Annotated in this window: 11 protein-coding genes; 9 read left to right on the top strand and 2 right to left on the bottom strand. The window is 53.2% G+C overall.

The window, feature by feature from the left end; all coding sequences use genetic code 11:
• Positions 1 to 20: 20 nt before the first annotated feature.
• On the bottom strand, positions 21 to 620 hold the full coding sequence (gene yfbR / locus C3708_RS20440) for a 5'-deoxynucleotidase (RefSeq protein ID WP_095282754.1): 600 nt from the start codon (positions 618 to 620) through the stop codon (positions 21 to 23).
• A 94-nt stretch (positions 621 to 714) separates the two neighbouring features.
• Positions 715 to 1,929, bottom strand: a complete 1,215-nt coding sequence (gene alaA / locus C3708_RS20445) for an alanine transaminase AlaA (protein WP_095282753.1) — start codon at positions 1,927 to 1,929, stop codon at positions 715 to 717.
• Between the two features lie 884 nt (positions 1,930 to 2,813).
• Between alaA and lrhA the strand changes: the two genes are divergently transcribed.
• The 9 genes from lrhA (at position 2,814) to nuoI (ending at position 13,558) form a co-directional block, all read left to right on the top strand.
• On the top strand, positions 2,814 to 3,752 hold the full coding sequence (lrhA, locus tag C3708_RS20450; protein WP_103947223.1) for a transcriptional regulator LrhA: 939 nt from the start codon (positions 2,814 to 2,816) through the stop codon (positions 3,750 to 3,752).
• A gap of 631 nt (positions 3,753 to 4,383) precedes the next feature.
• Positions 4,384 to 4,824, top strand: a complete 441-nt coding sequence (gene nuoA, locus C3708_RS20455) for an NADH-quinone oxidoreductase subunit NuoA (RefSeq protein WP_095282751.1) — start codon at positions 4,384 to 4,386, stop codon at positions 4,822 to 4,824.
• A gap of 15 nt (positions 4,825 to 4,839) precedes the next feature.
• A complete protein-coding gene (gene nuoB / locus C3708_RS20460) occupies positions 4,840 to 5,514 on the top strand; it encodes an NADH-quinone oxidoreductase subunit NuoB (RefSeq protein WP_003861482.1) in 675 nt (224 codons plus the stop codon).
• Positions 5,515 to 5,604: 90 nt separating this feature from the next.
• Entirely contained in the window at positions 5,605 to 7,407 is a 1,803-nt protein-coding gene (gene nuoC, locus C3708_RS20465; RefSeq protein ID WP_095282750.1) for an NADH-quinone oxidoreductase subunit C/D, read from the top strand.
• A 2-nt stretch (positions 7,408 to 7,409) separates the two neighbouring features.
• On the top strand, positions 7,410 to 7,910 hold the full coding sequence (gene nuoE / locus C3708_RS20470) for an NADH-quinone oxidoreductase subunit NuoE (RefSeq protein WP_095282749.1): 501 nt from the start codon (positions 7,410 to 7,412) through the stop codon (positions 7,908 to 7,910).
• Positions 7,907 to 9,244: an NADH-quinone oxidoreductase subunit NuoF gene (gene nuoF / locus C3708_RS20475; RefSeq protein ID WP_095282748.1), complete on the top strand. Its 1,338-nt coding sequence runs from the start codon at positions 7,907 to 7,909 to the stop codon at positions 9,242 to 9,244. The genes nuoE and nuoF overlap by 4 nt, the downstream gene beginning before the upstream one ends.
• 57 nt (positions 9,245 to 9,301) lie before the next feature.
• A complete protein-coding gene (nuoG, locus tag C3708_RS20480; protein WP_133159908.1) occupies positions 9,302 to 12,028 on the top strand; it encodes an NADH-quinone oxidoreductase subunit NuoG in 2,727 nt (908 codons plus the stop codon).
• Positions 12,025 to 13,002: an NADH-quinone oxidoreductase subunit NuoH gene (gene nuoH / locus C3708_RS20485; RefSeq protein WP_095282746.1), complete on the top strand. Its 978-nt coding sequence runs from the start codon at positions 12,025 to 12,027 to the stop codon at positions 13,000 to 13,002. The genes nuoG and nuoH overlap by 4 nt, the downstream gene beginning before the upstream one ends.
• Positions 13,003 to 13,015: 13 nt before the next feature.
• Positions 13,016 to 13,558 carry an NADH-quinone oxidoreductase subunit NuoI gene (nuoI, locus tag C3708_RS20490; protein WP_095282745.1) on the top strand — a complete coding sequence of 181 codons (543 nt, stop codon included), beginning with the start codon at positions 13,016 to 13,018 and terminating at the stop codon, positions 13,556 to 13,558.
• The last annotated feature ends 1 nt before the right edge of the window (position 13,559 follow it).

Raw genomic sequence — 13,559 nt, forward strand, 5'->3', positions numbered from 1 at the left:
CCGCCGGGCACAACAGATGATTAAAGCGGTGAATCCTGGCTAATCTCGTCCAGCGACAGATGGAAGCTTGGGACAAACACCTCCATGAAGTAATCCATCTCTGCGCTACGGCGCTGCTCCAGGGTTTTTTCCAGCCGCGTTTTCGCCAGCAGAAACTCGTTATTTCCGGCAGACAGCTCTTCCAGACATTTAAGATAAGCGCACAGGGCATCCGCCTGTTTCACCAGCAATCTTTCCTCTTCACTGCACTGATGTTCATCAATCAGTGGGGCAAAAATATCCCGCAGCTCTTCCGGCACCATATCGACCAGCTTCTGTTGGGCTATCTTCTCAATAGCCTTATATTCCTGCGCAATCTGCGAGTTGAAATATTTCACCGGTGTCGGTAAATCCCCGGTCAGGACTTCAGAAGCGTCGTGGTACATCGCCAGCAGGGCGATACGTTCAGGATTAACCTGCCCGTTGAATTTACGGTTTTTGATCGCGGCCAGGGCGTGAGCAACCATCGCCACCTGCAAACTGTGTTCCGACACGTTTTCGGTGCGCACGTTGCGCATCAGCGGCCAGCGGTTAATGAGTTTCAGGCGGGAGAGGTGGGCGAAGAAATGACTTTGACTCATAGAATACCTTTTGTCTTGCACTGCGACAGCTTTCATTGTGCGGCGAGGGGAGGCAAGATGCAAATCAGGCTGCCGATGGCAGCCTGATGGAGGATTACTGATGATAACCGGAGAGGAATCGTCCGAACCGGCTAATCGCCATTTCCAGATCATCCTCGCGCGGCAGAGTGACGATACGCACGTGGTCTGGCCACGGCCAGTTAAACGCGGTTCCCTGAACCAGTAGCACTTTTTCCTGCAACAGGAAATCCAGCACCATTTTCTGGTCATCGTGAATATTGAAACGTTTAGCGTCAATTTTCGGGAACATATAGAGCGCGCCGTTAGGTTTCACGCAGGAGACGCCAGGAATATCGTTAATCAGTTCCCACGCGCGGTTACGCTGCTCGTACAGGCGACCGCCCGGCACGATAAATTCGCTGATGCTCTGGTAGCCGCCGAGCGCAGTCTGAATGGCATGCTGTGCCGGAACGTTGGCGCACAGGCGCATTGACGCGAGCATTTCCAGCCCTTCGATGTAGCCTTTGGCGTGTTTTTTCGGGCCATTCAGCACCATCCAGCCCTGACGGAACCCGGCCACGCGGTAGGTTTTCGACAAGCCGTTAAAGGTCACGGTCAGCAGATCCGGGGCCAACGTGGCGATAGAGTGATGCTGTGCGGCGTCGTAGAGGATCTTGTCGTAAATCTCATCGGCAAAGATGATCAGGTTGTGCTGACGGGCGATCTCGACGATCTCCATTAACAGCTCTTTGGAATACACCGCACCCGTTGGGTTGTTCGGGTTGATAATGACGATGCCGCGCGTACGTGGGGTAATTTTCGCACGGATATCGTCAAGATCAGGGAACCAGTCAGCCGATTCGTCGCACAGGTAGTGCACCGCTTTGCCGCTGGAAAGGGATACGGCGGCAGTCCACAGCGGATAGTCCGGCGCAGGTACCAGCATCTCGTCACCGCTGTTCAGCAAAGCCTGCATGGCCTGCACGATCAGTTCGGAAACGCCGTTGCCGATATAGATATCTTCAACGGTGACATCGCGCATCCCACGGGCCTGGTAATGCTGCATGATGGCTTTACGGGCGGAATAAAGACCTTTTGAATCACAGTAGCCTTGCGCAGTGGGCAAGTTACGGATCACATCAACCAGGATCTCATCCGGCGCGTCAAAGCCAAATGGCGCAGGGTTACCAATGTTGAGTTTCAGGACCTTATTGCCTTCCTCTTCCAGGCGTTTTGCCTCTTTGAGAACCGGACCGCGGATGTCGTAACAGACGTTATCTAATTTGCTGGATTTTTCGATTGGGGACATGAATCGTTGACCTTTTAGCTGTTATTGCCACTCCCTGCCGTGGAAGTCAGCACGGAACAATGTACTCCCACCGCGCGGTGTTTTGAAGGGTGTACAGAAGAAGATTTTGCCGGAATGCGAAAACGAGAGGTAATCTATTTGTCTGGAGATGAGCTTATTTTGTCGTCAATAGCGCCGTGATAGTCATCTTTGGCAGTTTATTATTTTGTTTGTTGATAGATTTGTTGTATTTTACCCTGATAAAATCAGAGGCTGCGCGCGAGAAACGATGATATTGCAATGATTTCATCTGGTATCTTTCGTAAAACCGGAATGCTTCTTAATATCTTTGGTGAATGTCTGATTTTGCTTAAGGTTACGCGTGTGAAAATAATGTTAAGCATTATTAATGGATAAACCTATTCTAAATTAATTTTTATTTATTAATGGTGCGTAAATCTTAACTTTCGTTAATTTTAATAAAATTAGTTTAGCCATTAATCAACATCGATTAATCAGGAATGGTGTAATAATACTTATAAATAAAGTGGATTTGGGTTAAGATGTTGTCTCAGGAAAAGAGGGAAATGTTTACATTGCTGTGTAATTCACGCTGCTTTTTCTGAATTAGTTGATTGTTATTGTTAGAATTATCTCTACTATACTGGATAGGCAAGCCTTTACTGCTGTGCCCATGTTGCGGGAAAAGAGGGTAGTGATTTGTAAGTTCTTTAATGGAATTTACCTAAATCAGTAAAACCTCAAAATATCCTGAACATTTAAGAGAATAAAATTATCGTCATGGAACGTTGTTTCTGACTTCTGCTATACACCAGCCAATAACTATCTGTCATGTAGTCTGCCGGTCGGGCAGCTCCGCACGAGCAACTTGTAAGTGAATAGATATGATAAATGCAAATCGTCCGATAATGAATCTCGACCTCGATCTGCTGAGAACGTTTGTTGCGGTCGCTGATCTCAATACCTTTGCTGCCGCTGCAGCCGCTGTCTGCCGTACCCAATCGGCAGTCAGTCAACAAATGCAGCGACTGGAACAACTGGTGGGCAAAGAACTCTTTGCGCGCCACGGTCGTAATAAGCTCTTAACTGAGCACGGGATCCAGCTACTGGGTTACGCACGGAAGATTTTACGCTTCAATGATGAAGCATGTATGTCATTAATGTTTAGCAATCTTCAGGGCGTTTTAACGTTAGGCGCATCTGATGAATCCGCTGATACGATATTGCCGTTTTTACTAAACCGGATCAGTTCGGTTTATCCGAAGCTTGCGCTGGACATCAGTGTCAAACGAAATGCGTTCATGGTTGATATGCTAAAAGACCATGAAGTTGACCTCGTTGTCACGGCACACCGTCCTGGGCAATTTGATTGTCTGACGTTGCGAACGTCGCCGACGCACTGGTATTGCGCAGCTGAATATGTTCTGCAAAAAGGTGAACCTATTCCGCTGGTACTGCTGGATGATCCCAGCCCGTTCCGCGATATGGTGTTATCAGCGCTGAATGAAGCGAATATTCCGTGGCGACTGGCTTATGTTGCTTCCACGTTGCCTGCGGTACGTGCGGCGGTTAAAGCGGGCCTTGGTGTCACCGCTCGTCCTGTTGAGATGATGAGCCCAGATTTACGTGTATTAGGTAAATCTGAAGGATTGCCCGTTTTGCCTGATACGGAATACCTGCTGTGTCACAATCCGTCCAGCAATAACGAGCTGGCAAAAATCGTCTTTGAAGCGATGGTGAACTACCACAATCCGTGGCAATTCGAGAATGTTACTCCCGAAGGGGGGGGCGATTCCCTGGTGGTTGAAGGGGATTTTGAGTGATCCAGCGCCTAAAATTCTCGTAACAATTTGTAAGTGTAAAAAAGAACCACTCGAGCGAATTTTTCGCGGAGTGGTTTTTTTTTGGCAAAAATAGCGACATAAAATATAAGGTGATTATAAATAGATTCTTATTTTCATGTGGTTACGTGTGTTTGTTTGAATTTTAGCCATTGTGCGTTTGAACACCCTGCAGGAGGCGCTCATGTTAAAAAACCAGCAAAAATGTTGCCGTTTTTTTGATTGGATTAACAAAAGCGTGTCTCAGATCAAGAAAATACTCCCATTTAGGGGGAGGAATCAGCAGCAAATCCTGTCAAAATAGGGGGGTAATATTTCTTTTACTTCAAAACGGACACGATTCAACAGCATGCAGTTGACGTAAAGTCATCAACCCACCAGGGTTAAAGGGCATGAAATGTTAATGAGAATCGATCTATGTGATTTAATGTGAAGAAACCTTTGTTAAAGTTGACAAAAGGTTATAGAAAGGAGTAAAAAACCACATCATTTTGCTGTCTATGTCTCATTTCTGACAGTCGGTGTAAGGTTATTTGTTCCTCCCCATGAATCGATGTGATGTCCATCTGCCAGCAAGAGCAGAGCTGTAGATATCACTTTTGATGAGTAAGCAATGAGTATGTCAACATCCACAGAAGTCGTCGCTCATCATTGGGCATTCGCAATCTTTCTAATCGTTGCCATTGGTCTGTGCTGCCTGATGTTAATCGGTGGCTGGTTCCTGGGCGGTCGCGCCCGCGCAAGGCACAAAAACACCCCATTTGAATCGGGTATCGATTCGGTAGGTACCGCTCGCTTACGCCTGTCCGCCAAGTTCTATCTGGTGGCCATGTTCTTCGTCATCTTCGACGTTGAAGCGCTCTACCTGTTCGCATGGTCAACTTCAATCCGCGAAAGTGGATGGATTGGCTTTGTCGAAGCCGCAATTTTCATTTTAGTGCTACTGGCCGGCCTGGTGTATCTGGTGCGCATCGGCGCGCTGGACTGGACACCTGTGCGTTCACGCCGTGAACTGGTTAATCCGGAAAACAGTAACTCTAATCGTCAGCAGTAACAGCGAGGCAATAAGATGGATTATACGCTCACCCGCATAGATCCTAACGGTGAGAATGACCGTTACCCCCTGCAAAAACAGGAGATCGTAACCGATCCCCTGGAGCAAGAAGTCAACAAAAGCGTGTACATGGGCAAGCTCGAACATGCCATGCACGATATGGTCAACTGGGGTCGTAAGAACTCCATCTGGCCATACAACTTTGGTCTTTCTTGCTGCTACGTTGAAATGGTGACGTCATTCACTGCGGTGCATGACGTTGCGCGTTTTGGTGCCGAGGTACTGCGTGCATCACCTCGTCAGGCTGACCTGATGGTGGTTGCGGGAACCTGCTTCACCAAAATGGCGCCCGTTATTCAGCGTCTTTACGACCAGATGCTCGAGCCGAAATGGGTAATCTCCATGGGGGCTTGTGCAAACTCAGGCGGTATGTACGACATTTATTCCGTCGTACAGGGCGTTGATAAGTTCATCCCGGTGGATGTTTACATCCCTGGCTGCCCGCCGCGTCCGGAAGCTTACATGCAGGCGCTGATGCTGCTGCAGGAGTCGATCGGTAAAGAGCGCCGTCCGCTTTCCTGGGTGGTTGGCGACCAGGGCGTGTATCGCGCCAATATGCAGTCTGAGCGCGAGCGTAAACGCGGAGAACGTATTGCAGTAACCAATCTGCGTACGCCTGACGAAATTTAATTTGCGCCTGTGGGCCTGGAGCAAAACCTTCGCATATCACTATACAAATAGCGCGAAGCCAGGCTTAACAGTCACCACGGACCATTTGCAATGGTGAACAATATGACCGACTTAACCGCGCAAGAAGCCGCATGGCAGACCAGGGATCATCTCGATGACCCGGTCATCGGCGAGCTGCGCAACCGTTTTGGGCCGGATGCCTTTACTGTTCAGGCCACCCGCACCGGGGTACCCGTTGTTTGGGTCAAGCGTGAACAATTGCTGGAAGCAGTAGAGTTCTTAAAGAAACTGCCTAAACCTTACGTCATGCTGTTTGACTTACACGGCATGGATGAGCGTCTACGCACCCACCGTCACGGTTTACCCGCGGCGGATTTTTCCGTTTTCTACCACCTGATCTCAATAGACCGCAATCGGGATATCATGCTCAAGGTGGCATTGTCTGAAAACGACATGCATCTGCCGACGATCACCAAACTTTTCCCGAACGCGAACTGGTATGAGCGTGAAACCTGGGAAATGTTCGGTATGACCTTCGATGGTCACCCGCACCTGACGCGCATCATGATGCCGCAGACCTGGACCGGCCACCCGCTGCGTAAAGACTACCCGGCACGCGCCACCGAATTCGACCCGTTTGAGCTGACCAAAGCCAAACAGGATCTGGAGATGGAAGCGCTGACCTTCAAGCCGGAAGATTGGGGCATGAAGCGTGGCACCGAAAACGAGGACTTCATGTTCCTCAACCTCGGTCCAAACCACCCGTCTGCGCACGGTGCATTCCGTATTATTCTTCAGCTCGATGGCGAAGAGATTGTCGACTGCGTTCCTGACGTCGGTTACCACCACCGTGGTGCTGAGAAGATGGGCGAGCGCCAGTCCTGGCACAGCTACATTCCGTACACCGACCGTATCGAGTACCTCGGCGGCTGCGTGAACGAAATGCCTTACGTGCTGGCCGTAGAGAAACTGGCCGGTATCAAAGTGCCTGAACGAGTTGATGTTATCCGCGTCATGCTCTCTGAACTGTTCCGTATCAACAGCCATCTGCTCTACATCTCCACGTTCATTCAGGACGTCGGGGCGATGACGCCGGTGTTCTTCGCATTTACCGACCGTCAGAAAATCTACGATCTGGTTGAAGCGATTACCGGTTTCCGTATGCACCCGGCCTGGTTCCGTATCGGCGGTGTGGCACACGATCTGCCGCGCGGATGGGATCGCTTGCTGCGTGAATTCCTCGACTGGATGCCGAAGCGTCTGGCTTCTTACGAGAAAGCCGCGCTGCGCAACACCATTCTGATTGGCCGTTCCAAAGGCGTTGCGGCTTACGGCGCGAAAGAAGCGCTGGAGTGGGGCACCACCGGTGCTGGCCTGCGTGCGACCGGTATTGATTTCGACGTGCGTAAAGCCCGTCCATATTCTGGCTACGAAAACTTCGACTTTGAAATCCCGGTTGGCGGCGGTGTATCCGACTGCTACACCCGCGTGATGCTGAAAGTGGAAGAGCTGCGCCAGAGTCTGCGCATCCTTGAGCAGTGCCTCAACAACATGCCGGAAGGCCCGTTCAAAGCGGATCACCCGCTGACGACGCCGCCACCGAAAGAGCGCACGCTGCAACATATCGAAACCCTGATCACTCACTTCCTGCAAGTTTCATGGGGCCCGGTCATGCCAGCCCAGGAATCCTTCCAGATGATTGAAGCGACCAAGGGTATTAACAGTTACTACCTGACCAGTGACGGCAGCACCATGAGCTACCGTACGCGTATCCGTACGCCGAGCTTTGCGCACCTGCAGCAGATCCCGTCCGCCATTCGCGGCAGTCTGGTCTCCGACCTGATTGTGTATCTGGGTAGTATCGATTTTGTTATGTCAGATGTGGACCGCTAATTATGCACGAGAATCAACAACCACAAACCGAGGCTTTTGAGCTGAGTGCGGCAGAACGTGCGGCAATTGAGCATGAAATGCATCACTACGAAGACCCGCGTGCGGCATCCATTGAAGCGCTGAAAATCGTTCAGAAGCAGCGCGGTTGGGTTCCAGATGGCGCTATCTACGCGATCGCCGACGTGCTGGGTATCCCGGCAAGCGACGTGGAAGGGGTGGCAACATTCTACAGCCAAATCTTCCGCCAGCCGGTGGGCCGTCATGTGATCCGCTATTGCGACAGCGTGGTGTGTCATATCACCGGTTATCAGGGCATCCAGGCCGCGCTCGAGAAAAAACTCGACATCAAGCCTGGACAGACGACTTTCGACGGTCGTTTCACGCTGCTGCCAACCTGCTGCCTGGGTAACTGCGACAAGGGGCCGAGCATGATGATTGATGAGGACACTCACAGCCATCTGACGCCGGAAGCAATTCCTGACCTGCTGGAGCGGTACAAATGAAAACTGTCATTCGCACTGCTGAGACTCATCCGCTGACCTGGCGTCTGCGCGATGACAAACAGCCAGTATGGCTCGACGAATACCAGAGCAAAAACGGTTACGAAGGTGCGCGTAAAGCGCTGTCTGGCATGGCGCCGGACGAAATCGTTAATGCCGTTAAAGATTCCGGTCTGAAAGGGCGCGGCGGCGCAGGTTTCTCCACGGGTTTGAAGTGGAGCCTGATGCCGAAAGACGAATCCATGAACATCCGTTACCTGCTGTGTAACGCCGATGAAATGGAGCCCGGCACCTATAAAGACCGTCTGCTGATGGAACAGCTGCCGCACCTGTTGGTGGAAGGCATGCTGATCTCGGCGTTCGCGCTGAAAGCCTACCGTGGCTACATCTTCCTGCGCGGCGAATACATTGAAGCAGCGGAAAACCTGCGTCGTGCTATCGCGGAAGCGACCGAAGCGGGCCTGCTGGGCAAAAATATTCTCGGTACCGGTTTTGATTTTGAGCTTTTCGTGCACACCGGGGCAGGGCGTTATATCTGTGGTGAAGAGACCGCACTGATCAACTCCCTCGAAGGCCGCCGCGCGAACCCGCGCTCCAAGCCTCCGTTCCCGGCAAGCTCCGGCGTGTGGGGTAAACCGACCTGTGTCAACAACGTCGAAACCCTGTGTAACGTGCCGGCTATCCTCGCCAACGGCGTGGAGTGGTATCAGAACATCTCGACCAGTAAAGATGCTGGCACCAAGCTGATGGGCTTCTCCGGTCGCGTTAAAAATCCGGGTCTGTGGGAACTGCCGTTCGGGACTACCGCACGTGAAATCCTCGAAGACTACGCGGGCGGCATGCGCGATGGCCTGAAATTCAAAGCCTGGCAGCCAGGCGGCGCGGGGACTGACTTCCTGACCGAAGCGCACCTCGACCTGCCGATGGAATTCGAAAGCATTGGTAAAGCAGGCAGCCGTCTGGGTACGGCGCTGGCGATGGCCGTTGACCATGAAATTGGCATGGTGTCGCTGGTGCGTAACCTGGAAGAGTTCTTCGCCCGCGAATCCTGCGGCTGGTGTACGCCATGCCGTGACGGTTTACCGTGGAGCGTGAAGATCCTGCGCGCCATTGAGCGCGGCGAAGGCCAGCCTGGGGATATCGAAACACTTGAGCAACTGTGTCGATTCCTCGGTCCGGGTAAAACCTTCTGTGCCCACGCACCAGGTGCCGTTGAGCCATTGCAAAGCGCGATTAAATATTTCCGCGACGAATTCGAAGCGGGCATCAAGCAGCAGTTCAGCAATACCCACTTGATTAACGGTATTCAGCCGAACCTGCTGAAAGCGCGCTGGTAGCGATACTGAATTTTGATTAACGCTCAGATTTATTCTGAGCCAACTGGAAGCATGCTAATGGCTACGATTCATGTAGACGGCAAAGAATACGAGGTCAACGGGGCCGACAACCTGCTAGAAGCTTGTCTGTCTCTCGGCCTTGATATTCCGTATTTTTGCTGGCATCCGGCGCTGGGCAGCGTCGGTGCTTGCCGCCAGTGTGCGGTGAAGCAATATCAAAACGCGGAAGACACGCGTGGACGCCTGGTCATGTCCTGTATGACACCAGCGACCGAAGGCACCTTTATTTCGATTGAAGACGAAGAAGCGAAACAGTTCCGCGAGAGCGTTGTGGAATGGTTGATGACCAACCACCCGCACGACTGTCCGGTCTGCGAAGAGGGCGGTAACTGCCACCTTCAGGATATGACCGTCATGACCGGTCACAGCTTCCGTCGCTATCGCTTTACCAAACGTACCCACCGCAATCAGGATCTGGGGCCGTTCATCTCTCATGAAATGAACCGCTGCATCGCCTGCTACCGCTGTGTGCGTTACTACAAAGATTATGCAGACGGTCAGGATCTGGGCGTGTATGGCGCACATGACAACGTCTACTTTGGTCGTCCGGAAGACGGTACGCTGGAAAGCGAATTCTCCGGCAACCTGGTAGAAATCTGCCCGACCGGCGTATTCACCGACAAAACGCACTCCGAGCGTTATAACCGTAAGTGGGACATGCAGTTTGCGCCAAGCATCTGCCAGCAATGTTCCCTCGGCTGTAACACCAGCCCGGGTGAGCGCTACGGCGAACTGCGTCGTATCGAAAACCGTTACAACGGTACCGTTAACCACTACTTCCTCTGCGACCGTGGTCGTTTCGGCTATGGCTATGTGAATCTGAAAGACCGTCCGCGTCAGCCGGTTCAGCGCCGTGGCGATGACCTGATCACCCTCAACGCTGAGCAAGCGATGCAGGGCGCAGCAGATATTCTGCGCCAGTCGAAGAAAGTGATCGGTATCGGCTCCCCGCGTGCCAGCGTCGAAAGCAACTTTGCGCTGCGTGAGCTGGTGGGTGCGGATAACTTCTACACCGGGATCGCCAACGGCGAGCAGGAACGTCTGCAACTGGTGCTGAAAGTGCTGCGCGAAGGCGGTATTCGTACTCCTGCGCTGCGCGAAATCGAATCCTATGACGCCGTGCTGGTGCTGGGCGAAGACCTGACGCAGACCGGGGCACGCGTTGCCCTGGCGGTTCGTCAGGCGGTGAAAGGTAAAGCACGTGAAATGGCAGCGGCCCAGAAAGTGGCTGACTGGCAGATTGCGGCGATCCTGAATATCGGCCAGCGCGCCAAGCATCCGCTGTTTGTCACAAACGTCGACAACACCCGTCTGGACGACATCGCGGCGTGGACCTATCGCGCACCGGTAGAAGATCAGGCGCGTCTCGGTTTTGCCATTGCTCACGCGCTGGATAACAGTGCTCCGGCCGTTGAAGGCCTGGATCGTGACCTGCAAAACAAGATCGACGTGATCGTTCAGGCTTTGGCCGGAGCGAAAAAACCGCTGATTATTTCCGGCACTAACGCCGGTAGCCCGGACGTGATTCAGGCTGCGGCAAACGTCGCGAAAGCGCTGAAAGGGCGCGGAGCGGACGTGGGCGTGACCATGATTGCACGCGCCGTGAACAGCGTCGGTCTGGGTATGATTGGCGGCGGTTCTCTGGAAGAAGCATTAAGCGAACTCGAATCGGGTGCGGCTGACGGCGTTATCGTCCTTGAGAACGACCTGCATCGTCATGCGTCTGCGGCCCGCGTAGATGCGGCCCTGTCTAAAGCACCGCTGGTAATGGTTATCGACCATCAGCGTACGGCGATCATGGACAAAGCGCATCTGGTGCTGTCGGCAGCAAGTTTTGCTGAAAGCGACGGTACGGTTATCAACAACGAAGGCCGCGCACAGCGTTTCTTCCAGGTTTATGACCCGTCTTACTACGACAGCAACAACGTGATGCTGGAAAGCTGGCGCTGGCTGCACTCTCTGCACAGCACCGTGGAAAACCGTCAGGTGGACTGGACGCAGCTCGATGATGTTATCGACGCAGTGGTGGCCAAACTGCCACAACTGGCAGGCATTAAAGATGCTGCGCCGGATGCGAACTTCCGCATTCGCGGCCAGAAACTGGCGCGTGAACCGCACCGTTACAGTGGCCGTACGGCGATGCGCGCGAATATCAGCGTGCACGAACCGCGTCAGCCGCAGGATAAAGACACCATGTTCGCCTTCTCGATGGAAGGGAACAACCAGCCGTCTGCACCGCGTTCTCAGATTCCGTTCGCATGGGCACCGGGCTGGAACTCCCCGCAGGCATGGAACAAGTTCCAGGCCGAAGTGGGTGGTTCTCTGCGCCACGGCGATCCCGGTGTTCGTTTGATTGAAGCGAGCGAAACGGGTCTGGAGTACTTCACGACCGTTCCGGCAAGCTTCGAAGCGCAGGAAGGCAACTGGCGTATCGCGCCTTACTACCATCTGTTTGGTAGTGACGAGATGTCCCAGCGTTCTCCGGTGTTCCAGACGCGTATGCCGCAGCCGTACATCAAGCTCAATCCGGCGGATGCCGCGAAGCTTGGCGTCAATGCGGGCAGCCAGGTCTCCTTTAGCTATGAAGGCCAGACCATCAGCCTGCCGCTGATTATTACGGACGGTCTGACAGCAGGGCAGGTCGGTCTGCCGATGGGTCTGCCGGGCATCGCTCCGGTACTGGCGGGCGCGCGTCTTGATAATCTGCAGGAGGCACAAGTATGAGTTGGTTAACGCCGGATCTCATCGAAATTCTGTTAAGCATTCTCAAGGCGGTGGTCATTCTGCTGGTGGTTGTCACCTGCGGTGCGTTCATGAGCTTTGGTGAACGTCGTCTGCTCGGTCTGTTCCAGAACCGTTACGGACCGAACCGCGTGGGCTGGGGTGGTTCACTCCAGCTGGTCGCGGACATGATCAAGATGTTCTTTAAAGAAGACTGGATCCCGAAATTCTCGGATCGCGTCATCTTTACCCTGGCGCCGATGATCGCCTTTACCTCGCTGCTGCTGGCTTTTGCTATCGTCCCGGTCAGTCCGACCTGGGTGGTGGCGGACCTGAACATCGGGATCCTGTTCTTCCTGATGATGGCAGGCCTCGCGGTTTACGCGGTCCTGTTCGCGGGCTGGTCGAGTAACAACAAATACTCCCTGCTGGGTGCGATGCGTGCGTCTGCGCAGACCCTGAGCTACGAAGTGTTCCTCGGTCTTTCCCTGATGGGCGTGGTGGCGCAGGCCGGTTCATTCAACATGACCGACATCGTCAATAACCAGGCTGATATCTGGAACGTCATTCCGCAGTTCTTTGGTTTTGTCACCTTTGCCATCGCGGGCGTGGCGGTGTGTCACCGTCACCCGTTTGACCAGCCAGAAGCCGAACAGGAACTGGCCGACGGTTACCACATTGAATATTCCGGCATGAAATTCGGTCTGTTCTTCGTGGGCGAGTACATCGGTATCGTCACCATTTCCGCGTTGATGGTAACGCTGTTCTTTGGTGGCTGGCATGGCCCGTTCTTACCGCCGTTCATCTGGTTCGCGCTGAAAACCGCGTTCTTCATGATGATGTTCATTTTGATTCGTGCGTCCTTACCGCGTCCGCGTTATGACCAGGTAATGTCCTTCGGCTGGAAAGTGTGCCTGCCGCTGACGCTCGTCAACTTGTTGGTAACGGCGGCTGTCATTCTCTGGCAGCAGCCATAAGGGGCTATAGAACATGACCTTAAAAGAATTATTGGTAGGCACTGGCACCCAGCTTCGCAGTATCTGGATGATCGGCCTGCACGCGTTTGCAAAACGCGAAACCCAGATGTATCCGGAAGAGCCGGTATATCTGCCGCCGCGCTACCGTGGCCGTATCGTGCTGACCCGCGATCCGGACGGCGAAGAGCGCTGCGTGGCCTGTAACCTGTGTGCGGTAGCCTGTCCGGTCGGCTGTATCTCTTTGCAGAAAGCAGAGACCAAAGATGGCCGCTGGTACCCTGAGTTCTTCCGCATTAACTTCTCACGCTGCATTTTCTGCGGTCTGTGCGAAGAAGCGTGCCCAACCACGGCGATTCAGCTGACTCCAGATTTCGAACTGGGTGAGTACAAGCGTCAGGACCTGGTGTACGAGAAAGAGGATCTGCTGATTTCCGGTCCGGGCAAATACCCGGAATATAACTTCTACCGGATGGCGGGTATGGCAATCGACGGCAAAGATAAGGGCGAAGCAGAGAACGAAGCCAAGCCTATCGACGTCAAGAGCCTGTTACCGTAAG

The sequence above is a fragment of the Lelliottia sp. 7254-16 genome, from assembly GCF_002922995.1.
GTDB classification, from domain to species: Bacteria; Pseudomonadota; Gammaproteobacteria; order Enterobacterales; family Enterobacteriaceae; genus Enterobacter; species Enterobacter jeotgali.

Bases quoted from the DNA above. Each gene is read 5' to 3' on its own strand.
- yfbR (WP_095282754.1), bottom strand. From the start codon at position 620: ATGAGTCAAAGTCATTTCTTCGCCCACCTCTCCCGCCTGAAACTCATT.
- alaA (WP_095282753.1), bottom strand. From the start codon at position 1,929: ATGTCCCCAATCGAAAAATCCAGCAAATTAGATAACGTCTGTTACGAC.
- lrhA (WP_103947223.1), top strand. From the start codon at position 2,814: ATGATAAATGCAAATCGTCCGATAATGAATCTCGACCTCGATCTGCTG.
- nuoA (WP_095282751.1), top strand. From the start codon at position 4,384: ATGAGTATGTCAACATCCACAGAAGTCGTCGCTCATCATTGGGCATTC.
- nuoB (WP_003861482.1), top strand. From the start codon at position 4,840: ATGGATTATACGCTCACCCGCATAGATCCTAACGGTGAGAATGACCGT.
- nuoC (WP_095282750.1), top strand. From the start codon at position 5,605: ATGGTGAACAATATGACCGACTTAACCGCGCAAGAAGCCGCATGGCAG.
- nuoE (WP_095282749.1), top strand. From the start codon at position 7,410: ATGCACGAGAATCAACAACCACAAACCGAGGCTTTTGAGCTGAGTGCG.
- nuoF (WP_095282748.1), top strand. From the start codon at position 7,907: ATGAAAACTGTCATTCGCACTGCTGAGACTCATCCGCTGACCTGGCGT.
- nuoG (WP_133159908.1), top strand. From the start codon at position 9,302: ATGGCTACGATTCATGTAGACGGCAAAGAATACGAGGTCAACGGGGCC.
- nuoH (WP_095282746.1), top strand. From the start codon at position 12,025: ATGAGTTGGTTAACGCCGGATCTCATCGAAATTCTGTTAAGCATTCTC.
- nuoI (WP_095282745.1), top strand. From the start codon at position 13,016: ATGACCTTAAAAGAATTATTGGTAGGCACTGGCACCCAGCTTCGCAGT.